This is a genomic window from Treponema sp. OMZ 788 (genome assembly GCF_024181245.1).
Lineage (GTDB): Bacteria > Spirochaetota > Spirochaetia > Treponematales > Treponemataceae > Treponema_B.
Map to the genome: position 1 here is coordinate 1,910,430 of NZ_CP051199.1, position 24,034 is coordinate 1,934,463.

Annotated in this window: 25 protein-coding genes and 1 pseudogene; 12 read left to right on the top strand and 14 right to left on the bottom strand. The window is 33.4% G+C overall.

Annotation, left to right across the window (positions count from 1 at the left end; translation table 11 throughout):
- Positions 1-8: 8 nt before the first annotated feature.
- Together E4O00_RS09405 and E4O00_RS09410 are read right to left on the bottom strand one after the other, a co-directional pair.
- Positions 9-176 carry a hypothetical protein gene (locus E4O00_RS09405; protein WP_253677122.1) on the bottom strand — a complete coding sequence of 56 codons (168 nt, stop codon included), beginning with the start codon at positions 174-176 and terminating at the stop codon, positions 9-11.
- Positions 177-213: 37 nt separating this feature from the next.
- A complete protein-coding gene (locus E4O00_RS09410) occupies positions 214-585 on the bottom strand; it encodes a TetR/AcrR family transcriptional regulator (protein WP_253677123.1) in 372 nt (123 codons plus the stop codon).
- 173 nt (positions 586-758) lie between these two features.
- Between E4O00_RS09410 and E4O00_RS09415 the strand changes: the two genes are divergently transcribed.
- The 5 genes from E4O00_RS09415 to E4O00_RS09435 are packed head-to-tail and all read left to right on the top strand — an operon-like array spanning position 759 to position 5,831.
- Positions 759-2,885: an ATP-binding cassette domain-containing protein gene (locus tag E4O00_RS09415; protein ID WP_253677124.1), complete on the top strand. Its 2,127-nt coding sequence runs from the start codon at positions 759-761 to the stop codon at positions 2,883-2,885.
- 54 nt (positions 2,886-2,939) lie between these two features.
- On the top strand, positions 2,940-3,428 hold the full coding sequence (locus E4O00_RS09420) for an MptD family putative ECF transporter S component (RefSeq protein WP_253677125.1): 489 nt from the start codon (positions 2,940-2,942) through the stop codon (positions 3,426-3,428).
- A 19-nt stretch (positions 3,429-3,447) separates the two neighbouring features.
- The gene (locus tag E4O00_RS09425; RefSeq protein WP_253677126.1) at positions 3,448-4,164 is read left to right on the top strand and encodes an ABC transporter ATP-binding protein; all 717 of its coding nucleotides are present in this window, start codon (positions 3,448-3,450) and stop codon (positions 4,162-4,164) included.
- Positions 4,157-4,924, top strand: a complete 768-nt coding sequence (locus E4O00_RS09430) for an ABC transporter permease (protein WP_253677127.1) — start codon at positions 4,157-4,159, stop codon at positions 4,922-4,924. Before E4O00_RS09425 ends, E4O00_RS09430 begins: the two co-directional genes overlap by 8 nt.
- Positions 4,908-5,831, top strand: a complete 924-nt coding sequence (locus E4O00_RS09435) for an ABC transporter permease (protein ID WP_253677128.1) — start codon at positions 4,908-4,910, stop codon at positions 5,829-5,831. The genes E4O00_RS09430 and E4O00_RS09435 overlap by 17 nt, the downstream gene beginning before the upstream one ends.
- Before the next feature lie 124 nt (positions 5,832-5,955).
- On the opposite strand, the gene E4O00_RS09440 is transcribed toward E4O00_RS09435, so the two are convergent.
- From E4O00_RS09440 to E4O00_RS09495, 12 genes are all read right to left on the bottom strand, one after another.
- Positions 5,956-6,588: a flavodoxin family protein gene (locus E4O00_RS09440; RefSeq protein ID WP_253677129.1), complete on the bottom strand. Its 633-nt coding sequence runs from the start codon at positions 6,586-6,588 to the stop codon at positions 5,956-5,958.
- A gap of 29 nt (positions 6,589-6,617) precedes the next feature.
- Positions 6,618-6,938, bottom strand: a complete 321-nt coding sequence (locus E4O00_RS09445) for a TfoX/Sxy family protein (RefSeq protein ID WP_253677130.1) — start codon at positions 6,936-6,938, stop codon at positions 6,618-6,620.
- A gap of 49 nt (positions 6,939-6,987) precedes the next feature.
- Entirely contained in the window at positions 6,988-7,392 is a 405-nt protein-coding gene (locus E4O00_RS09450) for a GNAT family N-acetyltransferase (protein WP_253677131.1), read from the bottom strand.
- A 388-nt stretch (positions 7,393-7,780) separates the two neighbouring features.
- Positions 7,781-8,461, bottom strand: coding sequence for a C39 family peptidase (locus tag E4O00_RS09455; protein WP_253677132.1), 681 nt, complete (start codon positions 8,459-8,461; stop codon positions 7,781-7,783).
- Positions 8,462-8,559: 98 nt separating this feature from the next.
- Positions 8,560-8,919, bottom strand: a complete 360-nt coding sequence (locus tag E4O00_RS09460) for a winged helix-turn-helix transcriptional regulator (RefSeq protein ID WP_253677133.1) — start codon at positions 8,917-8,919, stop codon at positions 8,560-8,562.
- An 86-nt stretch (positions 8,920-9,005) separates the two neighbouring features.
- Positions 9,006-10,256, bottom strand: a complete 1,251-nt coding sequence (locus E4O00_RS09465; protein WP_253677134.1) for a DUF4917 family protein — start codon at positions 10,254-10,256, stop codon at positions 9,006-9,008.
- 194 nt (positions 10,257-10,450) lie between these two features.
- Complete coding sequence (locus E4O00_RS09470) at positions 10,451-11,773, bottom strand: DUF2326 domain-containing protein (RefSeq protein WP_253677135.1); 1,323 nt, start codon at positions 11,771-11,773, stop codon at positions 10,451-10,453.
- A gap of 34 nt (positions 11,774-11,807) precedes the next feature.
- Positions 11,808-12,089, bottom strand: coding sequence for a hypothetical protein (locus tag E4O00_RS09475; protein ID WP_253677136.1), 282 nt, complete (start codon positions 12,087-12,089; stop codon positions 11,808-11,810).
- Positions 12,079-12,306, bottom strand: a complete 228-nt coding sequence (locus tag E4O00_RS09480) for an ABC-three component system middle component 7 (RefSeq protein ID WP_253677137.1) — start codon at positions 12,304-12,306, stop codon at positions 12,079-12,081. The genes E4O00_RS09475 and E4O00_RS09480 overlap by 11 nt, the downstream gene beginning before the upstream one ends.
- Positions 12,290-13,117, bottom strand: coding sequence for an ABC-three component system protein (locus tag E4O00_RS09485; protein ID WP_253677138.1), 828 nt, complete (start codon positions 13,115-13,117; stop codon positions 12,290-12,292). The genes E4O00_RS09480 and E4O00_RS09485 overlap by 17 nt, the downstream gene beginning before the upstream one ends.
- A gap of 7 nt (positions 13,118-13,124) precedes the next feature.
- Positions 13,125-15,074: an Eco57I restriction-modification methylase domain-containing protein gene (locus E4O00_RS09490; protein WP_253677139.1), complete on the bottom strand. Its 1,950-nt coding sequence runs from the start codon at positions 15,072-15,074 to the stop codon at positions 13,125-13,127.
- Between the two features lie 321 nt (positions 15,075-15,395).
- A complete protein-coding gene (locus E4O00_RS09495; protein ID WP_253677140.1) occupies positions 15,396-16,157 on the bottom strand; it encodes a type I restriction endonuclease in 762 nt (253 codons plus the stop codon).
- Positions 16,158-16,523: 366 nt separating this feature from the next.
- Here E4O00_RS09495 and E4O00_RS09500 point away from each other — a divergent pair, with 366 nt between their 5' ends.
- The 7 genes and pseudogenes from E4O00_RS09500 to E4O00_RS14310 all read left to right on the top strand — a co-directional run bounded on the left by E4O00_RS09500 (position 16,524) and on the right by E4O00_RS14310 (position 23,954).
- Positions 16,524-17,141, top strand: coding sequence for a TetR/AcrR family transcriptional regulator (locus E4O00_RS09500; protein WP_253677141.1), 618 nt, complete (start codon positions 16,524-16,526; stop codon positions 17,139-17,141).
- 137 nt (positions 17,142-17,278) lie between these two features.
- The gene (locus E4O00_RS09505; RefSeq protein ID WP_253679713.1) at positions 17,279-17,836 is read left to right on the top strand and encodes an ABC transporter ATP-binding protein; all 558 of its coding nucleotides are present in this window, start codon (positions 17,279-17,281) and stop codon (positions 17,834-17,836) included.
- Entirely contained in the window at positions 17,836-19,395 is a 1,560-nt protein-coding gene (locus E4O00_RS09510) for a hypothetical protein (RefSeq protein WP_253677142.1), read from the top strand. The genes E4O00_RS09505 and E4O00_RS09510 overlap by 1 nt, the downstream gene beginning before the upstream one ends.
- Before the next feature lie 18 nt (positions 19,396-19,413).
- Complete coding sequence (locus E4O00_RS09515) at positions 19,414-19,638, top strand: DUF1648 domain-containing protein (RefSeq protein WP_253677143.1); 225 nt, start codon at positions 19,414-19,416, stop codon at positions 19,636-19,638.
- 250 nt (positions 19,639-19,888) lie between these two features.
- Complete coding sequence (locus tag E4O00_RS09520) at positions 19,889-20,512, top strand: TetR/AcrR family transcriptional regulator (protein ID WP_253677144.1); 624 nt, start codon at positions 19,889-19,891, stop codon at positions 20,510-20,512.
- On the top strand, positions 20,484-22,196 hold the full coding sequence (locus E4O00_RS09525; RefSeq protein WP_253677145.1) for an ABC transporter ATP-binding protein: 1,713 nt from the start codon (positions 20,484-20,486) through the stop codon (positions 22,194-22,196). Before E4O00_RS09520 ends, E4O00_RS09525 begins: the two co-directional genes overlap by 29 nt.
- Positions 22,196-23,954, top strand: a pseudogene (locus E4O00_RS14310) (ABC transporter ATP-binding protein). The gene E4O00_RS09525 and the pseudogene E4O00_RS14310 overlap by 1 nt, the downstream one beginning before the upstream one ends.
- Positions 23,955-24,034 lie beyond the last annotated feature (80 nt).

Consider the following 24,034-nt stretch of genomic DNA (forward strand, 5'->3'; position numbering starts at 1 on the left):
ATTAGGAACTAATACAACATCTTGCAAGCGGCGTGTATTAACTTTTTAGTTACCTCATCGGTAACTTTCGGATTTAATTTAGTCAAATCGGAAGTGCCGATAACGATTATTGTAAATGCGTCCGCAAACAAAAGAAAGTCTTCAAGCGTTTTTGAAGTCGCAAGTTTTTCCATCATAAATTTTCCGTTTTTCTTTGTTTGTTCATTCCTATTATCAAGTAAGCCGTATTTTTTTTTGCAGCTTATTATACTCGGCTTGTGAAAGTAATCGGTAAAGATTGAAATGCGAAATAGTATCAATCAAATATTGTTCCATAGCTTCAAAGGGTATGCCTTTCGGGAATTTTTCCGCCAGCGATAAAAACCGGTTAAAAGCTTCCTCTTTTCTTTTTTTGATGAGCCAAATGATAAATTCATCCTTACTTTTAAAAAAATTATAAAACGTTCCGGTTCCGATACCAATGGCTGCGGCAATATCGGAAACTTTTAATTTTTTGTATCCATGAGTTTTAAGTAAAACATATCCTTGTTCATAAAATTTTTGTATTAAAATTTCCCGTTCTTCTTTTGTAAAATTAGCAGGCATTTTTCCCCTATAAAAACTTTTTGCAGTGTCTATTATAGCAATTATTTAAAAAAAAATCAATCAATGAATATAAAATTGTAAGTATTCATTGACAAATTATTTAACATGTGCTATATTCACTTTCAATGAATTTACTATTAAAAATATTCATTGGAAAATAGGATGCAAAAAAAATGATACTGTTTGAGAATTTTTATTTTACCTATGATGGAGAAGAAAAATCATCTTTGACGAATATAAATTTGAAGATAAATGAAGGTGAATGTGTTATTATTACCGGCTTGAGCGGCTGCGGAAAAACAACATTGTTAAGAATAATCAATGGACTTTGTCCAAGCGTATTTCAAGGAAGTGCTTTAGGAACTTTTAAAACACGCTTTTATGATTACAACAACAGTTTTGCAGCTTTTAACTCAGCCTATACAGCCAGCATACTGCAAAATCCTAAAAGCGGTTTTTTATTTTCAAATGCGGAGGAAGAATGCACCTATTCCGCAAAATGTATTGGAAAAGGCAAAGAAGAAATAGGAGCTAAATTGAAAGAATGCAAAGAAAAATATACCCAATTATTATTGCATAAAAATATTTTAAATATTTCAAGCGGAGAAGCTCAAACTTTAAGTATTTTAAGCAGTTTAATAAAAACACCAAAGATAATTGTTATGGATGAGCCCACGGCGAATTTAGATATAAACGAAATAACTAACTTGAAAAGACATATTAATGAGCTTAAAAAAAATAATGTAACAATAGTTATTGCAGAACATAGGGTTGGGTATCTAAAAGATATCTGCGATGCGGTATATGTAATGCAAGACGGACGGTTAATCGATGATGAAAAGTACGAGATAAGAAATCACAACATCAGTTTTTTAAGATCGGTACAAGCAAATCCGGGCATAAAAAAAGATAACCTGAATATTTCAAACCTGAATTATCGTATTAAAAATAATATAATTTTAAAAAATGTACATGTATCTATCAACTCATCTATGGTAACGGCAATTGTAGGTAAAAACGGCTCCGGTAAAACGACATTGGGTAAATTAATTGCAGGTTTAATACAATCTAAAAAATCCGTTTTTACCTTGAATGATAAGATTCTTTCAACCAAAGACAGAATAAATATGTCTTATTTTTGTATGCAGGAAAGCTATCATCAAATGGTTACCGGATCGGTCAAAGAAGAAATACTGCTTCAAAATAATCAGCTCACGGATTTTGAAATAAAATCGCTTCTTGAATTGGTTGATATGAGTGATTTTGAAAACAAACACCCGTCTAAACTGTCGGGCGGACAGGTTTTAAGATTAGCGGTTCTTTTAGCATACATCAGCAATAATAAGATTATCGTTTTAGATGAGCCGACAAGCGGTTTGGATTTTAAACGAATGAAACTTATATGCAAATTAATTAAAAAAATGAGAGAAGAAGGAAGATTTATCTTTCTCATTTCTCACGACTTGGAACTATTATCGGAAGTTGCCGATGAGTACATTCTTTTAGAACAAGGAAAAATTATTGAGCATAAAAAACTTGATACTCAAAATGATTTCAAGCAGATGATTTCTCAAATTTTAAATAAAAAAAAGATAGAAGAAAATGTTTTTATTACTAAAGAAAATAATACAGCTTCAAAAATTAATCCTGTTGTTAATCTCATTGTATTTTTTACGATTGCCAATGCGGTATTTTTTTATCCGGTAGAACAAAGTTCTGTTTATTTAATGTTGCTAACAGGAATTATCATTTTTCTTAACAAAAACTATATGCTGTTAGTAAAAATGGTTATTTTTTATTTTCTATTGGCTAAAGTAAAAATGTTTTGCCCATTATATTATCAAGTATTTATCGAAATTTTTCTTATGAGAGGAACAATATGCGCATATGCGCTAAAAAATATAACGGCAAATACAAAACTTATAACTATTATCGAATCTTTAGAAAAAATAAAACTGACTGATTACATATTGATACCGGTTATATCTTTGCTTCGATTATTTCCGATGATGAGATATGACTCATCGATTGCCTATATGAGTTTGAAAACCAGAAAGTTGATTAAAAACAGAAGTCCTGTTGCTGTTTGGAATTTTATTATCGTGCCGATTGTTTTTAGTCTGATAAGAAGTGCTGAAAACTTATCTTGCGGAATTGAAACAAAGGGTATGATTATTAACAAAAAAAGAACAATATTGACACAGGACAAGTTCAAACTAACGGATTATATATTATCGATTACATATATAGCGATTTACACATTTTTATTTATAGGAGAAATAAAATGGATAACAAATTAACAATTAAAGATTTAGTATTAACAGCGGCTTTTTTCGGTATTAGGGATCAGTTTTATGTATTTAATTCCGCTTCCTTTTTTATTTACGCCTTACACAATCTTGATTTCACCGATTGCGCAAAGTTTATTTATGGCTTTGCCGTTTATTTTGACCGGTGCTAAAATTCAAAAGAAATGGGCAATTTTAATTTATTGTGTAATATGGGGATTAGGCGGAATTATGCCGTATTACATCGCAATGATGACCATTGCCGGATTGATCGGCGAATATATATTGTCTAAGGTTAAGGACAGATTTAAAGGATTAAGCCTTTCTTTTACGGCGGCTATCCTTGCGCATTATGTAGGAGGAACAATAATTCCGTACTTCATTACAAGGCAACAACAATTTGAAATGGTAAAACAAATGTATGGTGAAGATTACGCTGTTAAAATGCAAAATTTAAAAACAATACCATTTATGATCGGCATTGCAGCAGCTATTATCATTGTTTCTTTTATCGGCAGCAATATTGCAAAACGTTTTTTCAAAAAACATTTTTAAATTTCAAAAGGAGAACGTTATGATTGAATTAAAACAGGTAACAAAGCGGTATAAAAAATTTCTTGCGCTTACGGATTTTTCTTATAGCTTTGAAAATGAAAATGCTTATGGAATACTTGGAATCAACGGAGCGGGAAAGAGTACATTGATTAACTGTATTACAAAAAACATTTCATTTCAAGGAGATTTGAAATTTGCAGATTTGAGTATTTGGGAGATTGGATATGTTCCGCAGGAACTTGCGATATATCCTGAGCTTTCCGTGTTGGATAATTTGCTCTTTTTTGCCTCAACTTACAAAATGGATAAAAAATATGCTAAAGAGAGAAGTCTGGAATTAATCGAAAAAGCCGGTTTAAAAGAAAAAATTTCTACGATGGCAAAGGATTTATCCGGAGGGATGAAAAGAAAATTAAATCTTATAACAGCCTTAGTTCACAATCCAAAGCTGTTGATTTGTGATGAGGTTTGTGTCGGAATTGATCCGATTTCAAGGCAAGAAATATTGGAATATCTTAAAGAACTGAAAAATGAAGGTTTAAATATCATTTATACTTCACATTATTTGGACGAAGTTGAATTTTTATGTAATAAAATAATATTTTTGGATAAAGGAACATTAATTCTTGAAGGAGATACAAAGGCGCTTATCGATAAAATGTCGGAAGTAAGCCGCGAAAAATCCAATCTTTCGGATTTGTTTATGCAAGTTTTAAGGGGCGGTGAATATGCTTAAAAAAGAGATAAAGGGAATAGTTAAAAATCCCGTTTATTACATTGTAATGATACTGCCTTTTATCATTACATTCATTATGAGTGAAGGAACAAAAAATTATTTATTGCAGCGTACCGAGTTTACTCACAAGATAAACGTTGCGAAAGAAATCGTTCTATATAGCGGACAGATTTTAGATGCAAAAATACAATTTGCCGTGAGTGAATTGAACTTTATGCTTTTAATGGCAGCAATTTTAATCGGACTGAGTGTATTTGAGGAAAGAAGGCTTCATATTTGGGATAGGATTGTAGATAAGCGAAAATTTATTTCGGTTAAATTTTTTGCTCACTATGGATTCTCGGTAGTGATGATTGTTTTCAATTTAATGTTATTTGCTCTAATTTTTGATATGCAAACACCTTTCAAGTCCATTTTAATTCTTTTGAGTATGCCGACAGTCAGTATGCTTTTCGGAATTCTGATAGGCTTAATCGTTCAAAATAGAGCAATGCTTTCCAATACGATTTTAATGATAGTTATGTTTATGGGATTTTTCGGAGGAGCTTTGAGTTTAACTTCCGTATTGTCAAATACAAAATGTATGAATGTTTTGATGTATATATCTCCGTTGACGTTGGCTAACAAGTTAATTTACAAAAATTTGATAAATGTAAATATGGGAAGGGAGCTGTTTATTTGGATTGCTTTCATTCTCGGATTTGCAGGATTATGTATTGCTTTTATAGAAAGGAGAATGAAAAATGGTACAGTCATTTAATTTTACTTTCAAAGTTTTACGAAATACAAAAGGCTTCATTGTTTCAATGATAATTATGCCTATATTTATGATATTGCTTGTAAGTATAACTTTGGCATATTCAAATGTCCCGACAGTTGCATATATCGGAGAAAAAGCTCCGAATGTAACAAATATAAAAATGATGAAGATAGAAGAAAGAGAAAAAGACTATTTTTTAGGACTATCGCAAGGAACGCTGGTGATACGGACGAATCGTCATGGAGAAGTTGAAAAATACTACAGCAGTATAGAAAACAATCCGTTAATACCTTTAATAGAAAATACGGATAAAAATGCTGAAGTCTTTACGGAAGGACCCAGCATAAACTATTCAATCGGAACGATGCTGTTTAAATTACTGACAGCAGCAGGTTTGTTGGCGACCGTTTTGATCCAAGAAAAAGGAAATGGAATCCTATTAAGGGTAAAAAATTCCAAGACAAAATTAAGCACCTATATTCTGGGAAAAAGTTTTGCAATTATGTTTGTATATGAGATTGCAACACTTGCAATTTTAACGTTTTATAAATTTGCAAACTATGATTTCGGAAAGTCTAACATAGTTGATTTGGCAATTATATTCACCGTTGCACTTTTTATTTCAACGGGAATATATATTTTTGTTGCAGGAGTGATTAAAAATGAAGGACTTATATGGGGAATATCTTCGGGGATTATTTTTCCGCTTGGAATTTGTTCAGGTATTTTATTTCCGATTGAATATATGCCGCAGTGGATGAAGACGATAGCTCATCTTTCGCCCTTGTATTATATGCAGCATTCAATAACAAGCGGAAAACTTGAAACAGTACCTATCGTTATTATGCTGTCAATTTCTCTTATACTGGGTTTAATTGGAATAAGGTTGATTGAAAAGGGGAAATGATAGGATTTCTTTCTATCTTTGTCTCTTGCTCCTTAATTCGGACATAAAAAAAGGAAGTATCGGCTGTTTGCTTGTACTTCCTTTTAGTGATTTTATTTAATTTTTTTCTTCGACAAACTGGAAGTTATCGACTTAATTTGGATCCAAGATTATATGCATTTTGCAAATCCATAGGAAATAATTCATCGTGCGTTTTCTTTTTTACGTTTTCATCAAAACTACTCATATTGAATTTTGAATAGTCAGATACCTGGAGAGTATTGTAACACGGATACAAAACAACATCTCCGTTTAATCTTTTAAATTCATCCATATAATGTTCGAATTCTTTTTTGTACATTTTATCGTAAAATTCCTGTGTTGCATTCATTGTAACAAACATCCCAACATTCACTTTTCCTTTAAAGTAATTATTGTAATCATCGTATGAAAGCATAGAAAAAAGTAATCTTTCCATAAAGGCAAAATACTGACTTGTCGGTCTTCCAAAATAAATCGGAGTACCAATAAAAAGTGCATCTGCTGAAAAGACTTTGTCAATTATAGGCGAAAGTTCATCTTTCCAATAGCAATGGCACCGCTCGACATCTTTCCTTTTACAGAGCATACAACTTCTACATCCTGTAAAATTCAAATCATACAGATCAATATATTCTACTTCTGCACCAGCCGACTCTGCTCCCTTGGCTGCGGATTTCAAAAGCTGTGCTGTATTCCAATTTTTTCTTGGGCTTGCATTTAAAATAATAGTCTTCATAGTCACTACCTCCACAAATTCTAATTTGATTATTTCTTTTTCTTCGGTTTTGGTGCAGGTAACTCATCATACATTGAATTGAATAAGCCGGTTAAAAATTCTTTGTTGTCAACATCATCTACCAATAACATTTCCTTTGCTCCATCATATGGTAACTCATACTTTGCATTTGGCATATATGCTATTGCAGACTTAACAGGCTTCACTAAAAACCTATCATCATAAATTCCACCAATAATTCTCCCGCGATAATAAACAATATATTCACCCATCATTGCTTTATATGTTATTTCTTCCAACTCAGATAGTTGTTCTAAAATAAAATCCAAATATTCTTTACTTGAAGCCATACCTTGCACCTCCACAACTTCTAATTTCCCTATCCCAATAAACTGGACGTTATAGCTCCTTTACCATTTGCATTTCTCTAAAATGCTTATCACAAAATGTGTACTCTATTTCTTTGATTTCCCTGAAACCGATAGAGGTATACATTTTAGATGCAACAGTGTTTTCCAAAGATACGCTTATATACAGTTTATCAGCATTGTGTTTTTTCTTAAAATAATCAAAAAACGCTACTACAGCCTGTTTGCCGTAACCTTTACCTTGAAATTGCTTCCCTATCATAAACCGGCTCATAGACCATCCGGGAAAAGTTTCATCATAGTCATACAAAATAAAACCCACCATTATATCTTCATGGTAGATTCCTAAAGTGTAAAGCCCATCTTCATAAGCTGCTTCAACTAATGACTGTTTGTTATCCGCAACAAAGCCCTCTTGACTATCATCAATGGTCAATGGTCAATGCCATACAGTCCCAATAGTTTGATTTATCAATTTTTCTAAAAATCATTATTATTTTCTCCAACAACTTTTAATTTATCCAAATTGATGTTTTTCCATTATATCACTTTTCCTGTATTTGGTCAGTTAGTCAAGCTGTAGTATATGTAGTAAAATCCGGTATATATGACTACAATTTCCGTAAAACCGGTCATAATGATAAAGATATGTTCGAACGAAAATGAAAACCTGTAGATACTCATTATCGGCAATAGTCAGGGGTAATTTCTTCCCTCATTTTTTCAACTATTTTTCCCTATCACCTTAAGACTTGCCTATTCTGATTATCTCCACAAATAGAGTCGACACTGTTCCTTATTGTGTTAGTTGGGCAAATCGGGAGTTATTGTATCCTTGTCGGAATAAAAACTGTGTTCTTTTCAAAAATACCAAATGCAAATCCGAAGTTATAAAACAAAGGCATGTTTTCAAATGAATTAAAACTTGTCCTATTTACAAATTCATTTAAGGAAATTGTTTCAATATATCCGTATGGATTTGCAATTATAACGCTGTCATTTCTTATGTCCATTCCAACTACCAGCGAATAATGCAATGTCCATTCGTCATCATATTTTGCTGCCCATTCAAATGGGACAGGAACACCATCTGCTAAAGAGTCATATACTTTGTCAATCAACTCGCTATTGGTAAGGTATTTGTACATTGTTGTCTGAAATTCGGGGAACTGACGGTTAAACTCATCACAAAAAGCTTTCCCTGTGGAAGTTACGACTTTTCCATATTTTTTATAAATATCTTCTTCCGTAAGTTTTCCGCCGTTCCATGCAGAAAACATTTCAATTACAGCATACCCGCAAGAAACATCCTGATGTATAAGCTCGATGCCATCAACTAAAACCTGAGTCTGATACTTTTCATTATTTATAGCAACAGAATAGTCATCTTTTATTCTATTTGTTTTTACTGCCAACACTGTAAAAGCGATTCCGACAATAAAAACCGGAATGATAATAAATAACAAGATAGCAATCAACGCTATTTTTCTATTATTTTTTTGCACCCCTTTAGCCTCCGCAAATTCTAATTTGTCAATTTCTCGTCCATCTGATTATATCATTTTTCCTGTATTTTGGATAGTTTCTAGAAGGCTAAACCTTTTCAATGAAGATTTTCCTCTCCCCACTTTTGCATGACTTTTAAGACCTTCATAAAACTTTTCCCCATCTCGGTTAAAGAATATTCTACCCGAGTGGGAATTTCTTTATAGTCATGCCGTAAAAGAAAACCGTCCGCTTCAAGCTCCCGCAGCTGTTTAGTTAATAAAGATTCGTTAATCTCTCCAATCTTACGGCGTAATTGACCGAAACGGTTAATTTTTTCAATTCCGGTATAGTAGAGAATTTCAATCTTCCATTTGCCGCCCGGTATTTTTTGAATTGTGGAAACCTCCGCACCGTAAAAAGGCGTGTACCTGATAACCCTCGCCGCCCCATCCTCCGGTGTACTGTATGCATACACAGAGGCATTTGCCGAGTCTTTTATTTTTTTATATCCGCTTCCGTAAATGCGGTTAAAGAGTTGGTTGAGGGGAAGGGGGGAAGCTCCTATTTATTATAGGTAATTGTCTCAATATCAAAAAAAATAATTTCTTTTTCCGGAAACCATTTTTTTGCTTTCTTCATATTTTTATCAACAGCATCTTTAAAGGATGCTATGTAAACTTTAGCGATCTTACTTTTTTGTATTTGTGTAAAAATATGTGCATCATTATCAGATAGGGCACATCCTAAAATGACTAAAACTCCTTCCAAACATTCAAGTTTGTTTAAGCCATTAATAAAATATGCTTCATCTTGAATTTCTTTTTCTTTATTTTTATCACTAAATATACATAAAATATTTTCTTCTGCATTTTCAACAATTTCTTCTATACGTTGATATAAAGCCTTTTCACTTTGTTGCGTTATTTTATAAACAGACTGACCTTTCTTATAAATATGAAAAGCTCCATGTAAGAAATACAAGTTTTGAGCTTGTGGATTCTGATAAAGCAATTCATTACCAAATAATCCAAATCCATCATCAATTTTATCTATAAACTTCTTTTTCTCTGCTGCTTTGTATTTCCATAGTTTATCAACACACATTTTTATTTGCTCTTTACTATACTTAGACTCAAGCAAAGTATTTATTTCTTGTGTAAATTTAGCTTTTGTTAGATGATTTAACTCTTTTGATTTTGAAGTTTCATTAGGAATATCTATGGTCAATGTACCAGTATCATAAGCTTGTTGTATTATATCAAAAAGTTCTTTATCTTTATTTTTCATTAAATCTTTTATAAACGGAAATGTATTGGAAAATGCAATTGATTGTTGATCTTCAATATCTTCCCTTTTATATGTCATCAATAATTGATATAAAAAAGGATCATAATTTAAAGTAAAAAAATTATCGAACTGTTTTAATAATAAATATATTTTTTCGTTTTTCTCTTGAAATATATTTTTTTCTTCCCGACTAACAAGTTGAGTTACAGCTTTCATAAAATCAAGTTTAATTTTATTATGAAAAAACTGACACATAAATTGATAATTTATATTATCAATTTTGTCAATTTTTGATTTACACACTCCTATGAATTCTTCAAGATCAAAATTATCGATAGCAATATTTTCATAATCACTATTATTTATTTTCATTTGTTCAAATATACTCTTGTAACTTGTCTTTATTCCTAACGACAAATTAAATCCATTTCCCAGCAATAAATGATTATTGGGTTTTGTGGTTTCCAATTCTATTAATAAATCTTCGTATGTAATCAATTCGTTTTTATTTATCTTATCTTTCATCTACCTCCCCTCCACAATCTCAATCTCTTCTTCCGTCAACCCGTACAACTTATATACCGCCTTGTCAATCTGCTTATCAAGAATAGCTGCCCGCTGTTCAAAAAGCTTTTTATCCTCATCGGATACGGCTTACTGCAGCCTGCCTTGTGCTTCAAGCATTTGATCGGCAAGGGAGACGAATATGAGGAAATAATTTATCCATTTTCTTTATTGTTCCATGTAAAACCAAATAAAGCCTTTTCATTATCGCCTAGCTGCAAAATAAAGTTGTCTTTGATAACTTTCTGCACATTTGCAGGATAGGTATTTAATTTATCAAAAGCAATAAATATTTGCTTATTGAACCCTGCATATAACTTAAATATATTTTCTATTGGCTCATCAGCAATATTTTTAAATAATAATGAATCGTGTATCAGAGCTGGTAAAAATGTTTGTTTTAATAAGCAAATATCAAGAAGAATTAGGTTTTTATAATTAGTACCAGTACCGCTATCATTAAATGTAGTATATTTATAACTTTTTCTTGATAGCGACAGAGAAGGAGATCGTTTATCTGCAGAATATAAAAAAGTATTTAATTGAGATACCTCGGTATTTATTTTATTCTGTATTTGGAGTAATATATCTCCTATTATATTATCTAATTTTTTAATACTATCCTTTTTGTCCTTTTCTAAGGCTTTAAGAGTATCATAACTGTTATTTTCTAATGTTAATTGTTGTTTATGACCTATAATATTTTCAATGTTTTTTAATATAGTTTTTGATATTGCTTTCTCATTCGGATAGGTTTCCAATTCTTTCGATAAATCATTAATTTGATTTTCACATTCTTTAATTAAAATATTTAGATTTTCACTTTCCTGATTCACTTCTTTATTTAAGATGTTAAATAAACTGTTATGAAATTCATCAACTTCTGAAAGTTTTCTTACATTTGCATTAGGGAAAAATTCTTTAAGAGAAGTATAAAAAGCTTGATCATTCAAAAAAGGCGGTTTATTTTCAGCCTGTATATCATTTAAATATTTAAATCTATTTTTATATTTTGTAAGTTTTGAACGTAACGCAGCAAGAGTGTTTTTTAAACGAATAGTTTCTGTTACTTCCAAATTTTCAAGTTCTACCACATTTTTATATAAACCTGTTGCAATGTTTTCAAGTGCATTTTCATCGGCTTTGACCGTTTTTTCATTTTGTTTATATGTTTTCGCATTAATTTTAGGAATAAATTCTCTCTTCTGTGCATTTCTATATGTCGTTAATCTTTCGGTATTTTTTTTAACCAAATCATGATAAATTTGTATTGATGTGTATAAACCATAAAGTTTTATCAAACGGATAATACATTTTTCTTCACTTTCTTCCTTAGCCCATCTAAAAGGATTATGTTCATCAGAATTATTTCGTTGATATATCCTAAAAAATGGCGAAATAGTTTCTCTGAAAGATATATCATTAGAACTATCCATATATTTTTCTTTTAAGAAATCATGAAATTGTTTAAGAGGCATCTCTTCTATAAGAATATTGTTATTGTCATATTTTTTAACAAAATTTGAATTTTTTTGTTGAACGGCTAAATATATAATTTTTTTTATCGAATGTAAAAGTAAATGTAATTTCATGGAATCCTATATTTCTTTCAACTTCAGGGCATTTTTTTATATAATCGCTGCCTCCAAATACAAAATCAATTATCATCAAAAATGTGGATTTACCTATGGAGTTAGTACCATTATCATCTCCGAGAACTACATTTAGACCTGAATGAAAAGTAATTTTTTTATTAGTCTCATTAAATTTTTCACAAATAATATTAGTCAACATAAGTTAGCTCCTTTGTATCTTTATTGAATTCAATTTTTCCTAAATAAAACAATGAATCTAAAGTATCTATAAAATCTGTTACAGAAGGAAAATGATATTGTGTTTTCTCATAGAGAATAAATATAGTAACAGGATTCTCTTTAATGATTTTTAAAATAATAGGAAAAGCTCCTATACAACTTTCATATGTTGTAAAAAGTTTATTCGGTAACTTCATCGAAAACCTCACAGTTTTGTACAAAGAATGAAATTATAATTTCACAGGCAATTTTATTTTTGTTCTGAGTCTTATTTACTAACCAACTTGTTAAAAAATCAAATATTTCGTCTCTTGGTTTAGATGATTTAGATGCAGCTTTATAAGCTAATTTAATATTAGTTGCTAATGTGTCAAAATTAAATGAATGTGAATCAGTCAAGTTTTTAGTATAATTTTTAATAAAATGAAAATAATCTATAACATAGTTTCTTACTTTATTCTTTAATAATGTTTCTGATGCCAAAAATTTATTTTTAACTTCTATAGGCTTCATTTTTAATTCAATATTTTCATCTGATACTGGATCCCATTTTGAAATCTCATCCAAAATTTTTTCAATATCATCATATAAGCATGATAATAATGTAACCTCAGACAAATTACTTTTGATTAATAGCGATGTATACAAATTACGTTTTACATTTAATAATTTATTGTATTCTTCTTTAGTTTTACGAAAATCATATCCTTTATGGCAATTAAAGCATAAAGCTATTTTATTTTGAAATGATTCCGAATTCTCACCAAAAACTTGTACACCTTTTAAAATTTTCAATTCTTCAGTAGTTGGACTATGAGGATAAATATGTGCAATTTCACATAATTTAGTTTTTTTACCTGAAGTTTTTAGTAAGGAGTTTCCACATACAGGACAGACCCCATTAACTTCAACCAAATGAAGTCTTTCATCTGCATTAGATGGTTTTTTCCTTGCTATACAATAATCAGGGCAATTATCTATATTGTTCTCAATTAGCATATTTTCCATCTCGCTCCTACCTCTCCTCCACAATTTTAATCTCTTCTTCCGTCAGCCCATATAATTGATATACCGCTTTATCAATCTCCTTGTCAATAATCTCCGCCCGCTGCTCCAAGAGCTTTTTATCCTCATCAGATAAGGCTTGATGCAGTCTGCCTTGTGTTTCAAGCATTTGGTCGGCAAGAGTGATGAGCTGTATACAAAGCGGTTGTGTATTGTCTAATTGAGGAAAAGAGAATTTTACCAAATATTCCGGTGTCAGCCGATAGGCGTTACCCCGTAATGCGGTGCTGGTATTGGATATAAAAAACCAAAAAAGTTTGCTGTTCAATATAGTAAGATATAGTTTAATATCAACATTGCTTGCTTGCTGATTAAAAACCGGACAATGTATTGCAGGACCCGTAAAGAATTCTCTTTTTGTATCATACGCTATCCTATTTTGCACAAGCATATCGGGTATTAAGATTTTGGGCTGTTCATAATCATTTAGACTTCGTGCAGCGGAATACTTATAAAAATCATTATTTGTAAGTGGTAATTTTCGAGCCAACAAAGTAGTTTTATGCTCATTGAGATAGGCGTATGCCAATGGGAAACAGGCTTTTAACTTCTTTACATCTAACAAGCAATACCTTTCATTTACTTTTTCGTAAGGGAATAATAACCATTTTTTACTTGTAGGATTTTCATAACGCCGAACATCTTCTCCATAAAGGAATTTCCGCATAATTCCTTTTTCTATTACTACATTTTCAGAAGAAAGAGCCGACTTTACAATAAAAACATTTTCTTGTTCTTCAATAAGATCAAAGAGAAAGATTTTATCATTTCCGGTAGATGAACCTTTAAATATTTTTGAAGTAATATCTTTAAAATTCCAAGACTGATTTCCGATTTTTTTTAGTAAAATGTCTTTTACTCCGCTATGGAACAACCAGCAAGAATTATCTAACGCCGAATAAGGTATTGTTTCAAAATGAAGAGTATCCAACGTTGTAAAATCTTCATTTAATTCAAAACGTTTGTATAAAAAGGTTTCTTTCTTTGACTTTTCTAAAAACAGTAAACAGGTATAGGTTGTTGCATTTTCAAATATTTGATTTGTTGTAAAATCTACTATTTGAGATATAGCTTGCTCGGTATGCAATAATGTACGAATTTTTTCTCCTGTTTCTGCTTGAAAAAATTTATGCGGTTGAATGAAACCCAGTAGTCCGTTTTTCCGTAATAAAGAAAATCCTTTATAGATAAATAAAATATACAAATCATAACTTCCGCTTACAATATCTATATACTTTGAATTATAGAATTGAACTAAATCGCTGTTTGTTTCATTTAATGTTTGAATCCGTACATACGGCGGATTCCCTATCACACAGTCAAAGCCGCCTTGGGCAAAGACTTCGGGGAATTCCTTGTCCCAGTCAAAGGTGTTGATTTTCCGCATGGCTTCATCATCAAAAAGGCTTAAATCTTTTTCGTTATAATAGTCGGAACCGACGAGGCTGTTGCCGCATTTGATGTTTGAATCGAGTGAGGGCAATAGTGTCAGATCCGAAAACTTAAAAAGTTGTCCCTGTGTTTCGCTGCCTTCATTTTCCAAAAGTTTTAAGTAAAGCGAGAGTTTGGTAACTTCCACAGCCTGACCGTCTATATCAACTCCGTAAATACTGTTAAGCAACATCCTCTGTTTTTCTTCAATGGTGAGCTTATATACATTTTTCCCCGCTTCATAAATATAACCGTTTTTTAGAGCCGTCTTCCGCTCCTTTTCATTTGAATAATAGTCCAAATGATAGTTCAGCAAGGCTTGATAGGCTTCAACAAGAAACGAGCCTGAACCGCAGGCAGGGTCTACAACTTTCAGCTTTGCAATATCTTCGGGAGTTTTTCCCCTTATCTTTATACCGATTGTATTATCAACAATGTAGCGGACAATGTATTGAGGCGTATAGTACACGCCGCCTGCCTTTTTTACCTCAGGCTTTTCTTCGATAAGTGCGGTGTGTCCGCCTTTTACATTGCGGAATTTAATGGTCTTTCCTAAAAACTGCTCGTAAATATTGCCGAGAATTTCTACGGGTAAAATAGAAAACTCATAAGGACATTCAGGGTAATACAGCCCGTTTATAATGGAAGAAAGAACCGCATCGTCAATCGTCAGATTCCGAAGCCAATCATGCGGTTGAAAAAGACCGGAATTGTACTTTGCATTTGCCTTATCAAAAACTGCTTGAAGTTTTTGATATACTGCCCCGCTTTCGGTTATTTTTTTAAGAATTCAATATTCTTCCATTTCCTTATCTTCCGCAATCCGCAAGAAAATAATACGGTCGATAATTTTTTGTACGGCAACATTTAAATGGTAAATGCTTAAAGAAGGATTGCGTAAGGCAATATTCTTTGCAATGTCCGTCCGCCAGCTTTCAATCAGCTTCAATAATTCTTTGTCAACTTCGCTCGTGCCTTTTTTATTTTTATTCTCTTGAATGTACGAATCAAAGCTGCCTTTTAAAATCGCTTCTTTTGAAAAGGTGTTAAAAATAAAATCGAAATTCTTTTGATATTCATCAAAGGTGCAATAAAAAATACGGGCCGTACTCGGTTTATCGGAAGGCGAAGGTTTTATGCGTGTATCGTACACGGCAAATTCTTCAAAGTCGGTGAGAATACACAGGGGCAGCTTTGCCGTATAGCCGTACCGCCTTACCTGAAAAGCAGGCTCAAGGTCATCTTTGATATTTACACTCGGTTTTTTCGCTTCTACAAAAAACTTTCTCACTCCGCCTATTCTAAACGCATAATCGGGAGCCTTAACTTTACCTTCGATTGTTACCTTGTCTTCACGCACAAGCTCGCGATACTGCTCGGAATAACCTTGTGTATTACTTATATCCCAGCCCAAAAGCTCAAAAAACTTATCTATAAAATCAGTGCGGGTATTTGCTTCATCATAAGCCGCTGCATTATACTGTTTTTTATTTTGTTCAAACAGATCAGTTAATTTTGTAAGACCGATTATATGTTCATCTAAAATATTCATGAGTAACTCCGTAAAAGCATAATTACATTTGATTATACCAAATTCCTATAAAAAAATCAGAGGGTAACAAATAAATCTTTAGCAAAATAAAGTTTGAATGAGGCAAATGATATAAGCAAGGAACCTTACCCAAGCCAACAATCTTCCGTAATGAGGCCTTCTTTCAGTTTGAGAACTCGGCCGCACGAAACTCCCAATTGCCGACGACTTTCAAGCATTAGGGAACGCAAGCCTGCATTATGTAAAACATCTGTAGAAAGCTTTACGATTTTAGAACTTTTAATTATAAAAAAATCTTCACAATTTTTAAAATTACCATTGACAAATTGTCAGTTACGTGATATTCTAAGTGTTGGGATGAATAGTATGAGAGATGTAAAAGAACCTGAAATACGGCGTGCCGAGATTATGAATGCGGCAATGCTGCTTTTTATGGAGAAAGGATATACTAACACAACAACTCAGGATATAGTCGATAAAGTAAATATATCAAGAGGGTTGTTATATTATCACTTTAAGAATAAAGAGGATATCTTATATTGTCTTGTAGAACAATATTCAGATAAACTATTGAAAGACATTTATAGTATTGCTTATGATAAGAACAAAACTGCAATAGAGAAAATCAGAGCATTTATAGATGTCACAATTATATCTTCGGAAAATATTTCGGCAGAGGGTACAGTATTACAAAAAACAGTTGACCTTAAAGAAAATCAATATATGATAGATAAGTTATCCCATAAGCTTGTTGAAAAACTGACAATATATTTTGAAAAGATTATAAATCAAGGAATAACGGAAAAAGTTTTTTTTGTAAAATATCCGTTGGAAACAGCAGAATTTCTTATGACAGCTTATGTTTTTGTTTCAAATAACATAAGTATAAGATATCTAAAGAAAGAACCTGTTAATGACTACTTAAACGCATTTAAGATAATGCTTGAACAGAACTTAAATACGAAAAAGCTCTTTAGTAATTAAAAAAAGAATAAAATGTTTGCAAGGAGAATAATATGCCGATAGCTGCGGCTACATAAGTTATCGGTTTTATTTTAAAGAGCAACTGACAAATTGTCAATGGAGACGGAAAAACTACAACGATAAAAGCGGTAGTTGGGATTCATGATTTTGAGAATGGAAGTATAACGATTGACGGGCATTCCATTAAAGAGGAGCCTGTTATTTGTAAAAAAATGATGGCATACATTCCGGATAATCCGGATTTATATGAACATCTGACGGGATTTCAGTACATCAATTTTATTGCGGATTTATTTGAAGTTTCTACTGAGATACGCAGAGAAAGAATTCAGAGATACGGCGATTTATTTGAAATGACGAAACATCTTTCGGGGATGATATCTTCATATTCACATGGCATGAAGCAAAGAACGGCGATTATTTCTGCACTGGTGCATTCTCCAAAGTTACTAATTTTAGATGAACCTTTTGTTGGACTTGATCCGAAAGCAACTTTTCTACTAAAGAAAATAATGCACGAATGCGTATCAGATGGAGGAGCTATTTTCTTTTCAACACATGTATTGGATGTTGCAGAAAAATTATGTAACAAAATTGCAATTATAAAAACCGGAAAGTTAATAGCGAGCGGAAATACAGAAGAAGTCAAAGGGAATAAATCTTTGGAGACTTTTTTTCATGGAGGTGCAGGATAGTGAGCAAAATTTGGATACTAATTAAAGCACAATTGATAAATTTCTTTCCGATCAACGAAATGAAAGAGCCGGGAAATAAAAAACAAAATTCAATTGTTATTGCAAGTTTTGGAATAATAACTCTTGCCATATTTTTCTTTGTTTATAATATCATAACAGCCAAAACATTGGTACAAGTGGGACAGCAGGAATTGATACCAGCATATATGGTGTCGGTATCAAGCTTTGCAATATTATTTTTGACAATATTTTATTCGAATGGGATTTTATTTGGCAGTCGTGATATGGAAAATCTTTTGTCGTTGCCTGTAAAAAGTTCGGATATTATAAGCAGCAAGTTTATGTTTATGTATTTATTGAATTTTTTAATAGGATTGATGTTTATGCTTCCGGGAGGAATTGTTTGGGTGTTAAACGGAAGTTTAAATGCATTACAGATTATATTGTATTTTACTTCCATAATTTTTGTTCCGTTGATACCGATGTGTATAGCAGCATGTATGGGAATCATTATTGTTGTTGCTTCATCTTTCTTTAAGAGAAAAAATGTTATTACATTAATCTTTTCATTTGCGATGATAGGAATCATTGGATATATTGCAGTGTCGGCTATGAAATCAGGTAATGAAAATAGCATTGGGATTATGCTTTCTAAGCAAATTACCGGACTGTACCCGCTATCTAAGTTATTTATGGAATACTATAAATTTCCAATGCACATTGGAGTAGGGTTATTTATTGTTCTCTCGATAGTATTTTTTTATATATTTGCCAAAATGGTTTCATTGAAGTATGGATTGCTTAATACTCTTGCTAAAACAACAACAAGATATTCCGACAACAAAAATTCTAATAGTAGAAAATCAGTATTTTTTGCCCTATATAAAAAAGAAATGGGACGGTTTCTAAACTCATATATGGCAGTGTTGAATGCAGGTCTTGGTGTAATACTTTTATGTGTTTTTAGTATATTTCTTCTTTTTAATTCTTTACAACAAATAGGGGAATATTCGGGAATCGAAAATGTTAATGAATATCTCTCAAATTTTGCTCCGATGTGTATTGCTTCAATGTTTTTACTTAGTTGTCCGGCAGCGTTTTCCATATCCTTAGAAGGTAAAAATATTTGGATTTTGCAAAGCTCTCCTATTTCAATAAAAACGATTTTGAATTCTAAGATTGCGGTAAATTTTACGCTTCATTTAATCGGATACATGATTTCCATATTTGTATTTACACTGAAACTCGACATGAACCCAATTCAAATGATTAACCTAATAATTGTTCCTATATGCTATTCCGTTTTTATAACAGTGATAGGAATTTCTTTGAATAAAAAATATCCTAACTATGAATGGGAAAGCGAGATGATGGTAGTAAAACAGAGTATGCCTGTTATTGTGTCTGCAATTATTGGAATGGCTGCATTAGTTATACCAATTCTTCTTCATTGGTTTTTAAATCTTCCTATAACGCCTGTTTTTCAAATAATATCGGTTACTTTACTTGTTATTGCAAGTGGAGTTTATATAAAAATCGGTAAATCAAATTTTATTTAGTTCAAGGAGAGAAATTGTATGAAAGATGGACTGTTAAAAGATGTCTTGGTGTTGGTGGTAATGATGGTTGTAATATTTATTATTTGCTTATTTCTCCCGGAGAAAATTCCTGTTCATTTCAATGCAAAAGGAATCCCTGATATGTATGTGAATAAATTTTATCTTTTATTTGCCACAGTCGTTCCTTACTCTGCATACCGGAAATTTGTACGAGGAAGAAAAACCAGAAAGCTAAGTGAGTAAGCATCCATATTTACAAATTGGTTGCAATCCTTTTATCAAGCCTTTTTAGCATCATACATAAAAACAAATGCGGCAATCTGTTCGTTGAAACGTGCTTCATTCGTTCAATTTCAAGGAAGCCCCCTCCCCCAAATTTTTCACTTTTCTTTGTTAAATTCGGTTGACACTAACTTTAAATTATGTTATCTTTATATTAGCGACGGTAGCGTCGCTATAATCTGCCGGCAAGGCGGGGTGTTTGGGAGAATGTATGTGTGCAAAAGAAAGGCTTCCGGCTGATGTCCGCAAAAAGGAAATCAGGGAGGCGGCAAAAAAGGTATTTTTAAAAAAAGGCTTCGACAGTACCACAATGGAAGACGTTATCGCTGCAACGGGTATGAGTAAGGGCGGGGTTTACCGGCACTACAAAAGCACGGCAGAAATGCTCTATGACCTTATGCTTGACGGCAACGAATACCGCTCCTATCTTTCCGAAGACTTTATGCGCAAGCATGAGGGAATTTCTGTCGAAGACCTTGCAATCGAAATTGCCGTTATGAAAATGCTTGACCCCAACGAGTACAAATCCTTATATGCCATGTTTTTAATGGAAGCGGAAAAAAATAAAAAACTTCAAAAATTACGCGATGAACTTATAAAAAATTCGACAAAGGAATTACGCTCATTTTTACAAGAACACAACTTAGATAAACTCATACCCTTAACAAGTGAAACGGGTATAGCTTTTCTAAATGCCGTCATAGTATCATGCGAAGTCCTATCGGTGGGTAAAGTTTTTCTCAAAAACAAAGATTTTTTTAGAAACATAATTCGTCATTATTTCAGTGAACTGGAGGAGAAACACAATGAACCTGATAAAAAAATACATCAGTAAAAACAAGGGTATGTATGCAGCTTCCATATTCTGCGCCTTGCTAGAAGTCGCTATGGGACTTATTACATACATCACTTTGGCGGGAGCAGCTGCCGCTCTTATCGGAGGCAATAGAGATATGCAGTTTTACACAAAGGCAGCAGGAATTATTTTGATCTGCTTTACGTTAAAAGAAATCTTTGCGGCAATTTCTACATCAATATCGCACAGAGCAACATTTTCGGCATTGAAAGAGATACGAAAAGACATTGCTGATAAGATGTTTAAGATGCCGTTAGGAGACATTCTCGACATCTCATCGGGAAAGCTTAAAAATATTCTTGTCGAACAAGTCGATTCAATGGAAACAACATTGGCTCACATTGTTCCCGAAATGACGGCAAACATTGCAGGCCCCATAATTCTTTTGGTATATATGTTTATTTTGGATTGGAGACTGGGGCTTCTTTCTTTTGTGCCTCTTGTTATCGGCATGATGTTTATGAAAACCACAATGAAATCATACGGAACAAATTATGCCGAATCGGTAAAAATAAATCAGGGAATGAACAGTGCCGTAGTCGAATACATCAACGGTATCGAAGTTATAAAAACCTTCAATCAAAATGAAAAGTCATACAAAAAATACAGCGATGCAGTCTACAACAATGCTTCATTTTATTATAAGTGGATGAAGCAGTGTATGGTCGGCGTTTCGGCATACCGAACTATCTGCCCTATGATGCTCTTAACAATTTTGCCCTTCGGCGTTTTATTTTATTTAAACAATTCAATTACGCCGATTCACCTTATCACGATAATTATCCTTTCATTCGGTACAATCGAAAACATCATTGCGGCAACAAATGCTTTGGATGACCTTGCACGCATAAACACCATTACAGGAGAAATAAACGGAATCTTGGAGTCAAAAGAATTAGTTCATGCAGAGACGAGGGCAGAGATTCCAAATTATAATATAGAATTTAAAAATGTGGAGTTTTCATACAAGGACGGCAAAAAAATATTGAACAGCTTAAATCTTTTATTAAAAGAAAAACAAATTACCGCCATCGTCGGCCCTTCGGGTTCGGGAAAGTCAACCATCATAAGACTCATTGCAGGCTTTTGGGATACAACGGCAGGCAGGCTCAGCATCGGCGGTACGGACATAAAAGATATTCCGCTTGAGCAGCTTTCCGAAATTATTTCCTATGTATCGCAGGATAATTATTTATTCGATATGTCCATACGAGAAAACATCAGAATAGGAAAACCCGATGCAAGCGATGAAGAAATTGAAAGCATTGCAAAAAAATCGGGTTGTGATGAATTTATACGGAACCTTGAACACGGTTACGATACGATAAGCGGTCAAGGCGGAAGCCGTCTTTCAGGCGGAGAAAAACAGCGCATTTCTATCGCCCGTGCTATGTTAAAAAACGCCCCGATTGTTATCCTCGATGAAGCGACGGCATATATGGACACCGAAAACGAGAGCCTCATGCAAAAAGCTATCGGCACCTTGGTACAAGGCAAAACCCTCATTGTAGTTGCCCATCGATTAAGAACCGTCGTCAATGCAGACAACATCGTTGTAATCGAAAACGGCAGCGTAGAAAGTACAGGCACTCACACCGAACTTTTGGAAAAATCGGCTCTTTACCGCAGCATGTGGGAAGCAGCTCTTAAGGGAGAAGAATAATGATTAGTGTTTTTAAAAAGATTATCCGCTTTGCTCAAAAGGAGCGGGCAAATATAAGAAAATCGATTATTTCAGGTTTTATGAATGCAGTTTTTAACGCATTACAATTTGCGGCAATTTATTATGTGTTGGTAAAGATCTTCGATAAAACAATCGGATCAAAAGACATTGCAGTAAGCCTCGGTATTCTGCTTGTAAGTCTTGCAGGAAAGATGATTACCAAATATATTTCACAGTTACAACAAACCCATGCAGGTTATTTTATGGCCGCCGACAAAAGAATCGAAATCGGCGAAAAGCTAAAAAAAGTTCCGATGGGATTTTTTCTCCGACTTCAGTTTAGGAAAACTCACCACACTCAGTACCACCACTTTAAGCCTTATCGAGGCACAGGTTCCTCTTCTTTTGGTTTTAATGCTCGGCGGTCTACTGAACACAAGTATTTTTGTATTGAGCCTTTTCTTTTTTAACGTAAAAATAGGCTTAATTGCCATAGCCGGAATGACAGGCTTTTTTATCGTTACCGCCTGTATGGAAAAACGCTCGCGTAAAAATGCCCACCAAATCCATGAAGCGCAACAGGACTTAACAAAGCAGGTGCTTACAACCGTACAGGGAATGTCTGTTATAAAATCCTACAATCTTGCAGGAGAAAATAACAAGGAACTTCACAAGGCCTTTGACGACAACTGCCGCATTACGATGGGTCTTGAAAAAACAATGACTCCCTACATTGCAGCTCAGCGCATCATTATAGGAGCCGCAATCAGCCTGATGGTTTATTTTTCTTTTAAGCTTTATTTAAAAGGAGCCATGCTTTTACCCGATGCAATTATGTCGATGATTGCAAGTTTTATAATCTTTGAAGGATTAAAAGGAGCCGGCAGTTTGATGGCAATTTTAAGAATTACCGAAAACGCTATTGACAGTTTAAACTATCTTGAAACAATGCCCGAAATACAGGAGGGAGAAAAAACTCAAACAACCGCATCCGCTTTCGGCAATTCAAAAACCGAAATCGAATTTAAAAATGTGTCATTCAGGTATGACGAAAAAAATATTCTTAACAATGTTTCATGCAAGATGAATGAGAAAGAAATTACCGCCGTTGTCGGTCCCTCAGGTTCAGGCAAAACTACTCTATGCAATTTGATTGCACGCTTTTGGGATGTACAAGGCGGCAGTATTTCTATCGGCGGAGTTAATATCAAAGATTTAAGCTTAGAAGATTTGATGAGCAAAATCAGTATGGTATTTCAAAATGTTTATCTTTTTGAAGACACAATCGAAAACAACATCAAATTCGGAAAACCTGAAGCAAGCCGAGAAGAAGTTATCGAAGCTGCAAAGAAGGCAATGTGTCATGAGTTTATCGAAGCCCTGCCTAAAGGCTATGACACCCGTATAGGCGAAGGAGGAGCTTCCTTATCCGGCGGAGAAAAGCAGAGGCTTTCAATCGCCAGAGCTATCTTAAAGGACGCTCCCATAATTATTTTTGATGAAGCAACTGCCAACATAGATCCGGAAAATGAAGACAAGCTGCGCCTTGCCATCGAAGCCCTGACCGCAAACAAAACCATCATCATGATTGCACACCGCCTAAAAACCATCCGCAATGCCGATAAAATTTTGGTACTCCACGACGGCACAATCGAACAAAGCGGAACTCATGAAGAGCTTATGGCTCAAGGCGGTCTTTACAAAAACCTCATCACCGCCAAAAACGAATCCGCGGGATGGAAGCTGTCCAAGAATTGACATCCTTGTCAATTCTTGGACAACGAGTTTACTTCGTAAACTCGATTCTGTTAAGAACCGGCGGCATCCGTGCCGCTTCT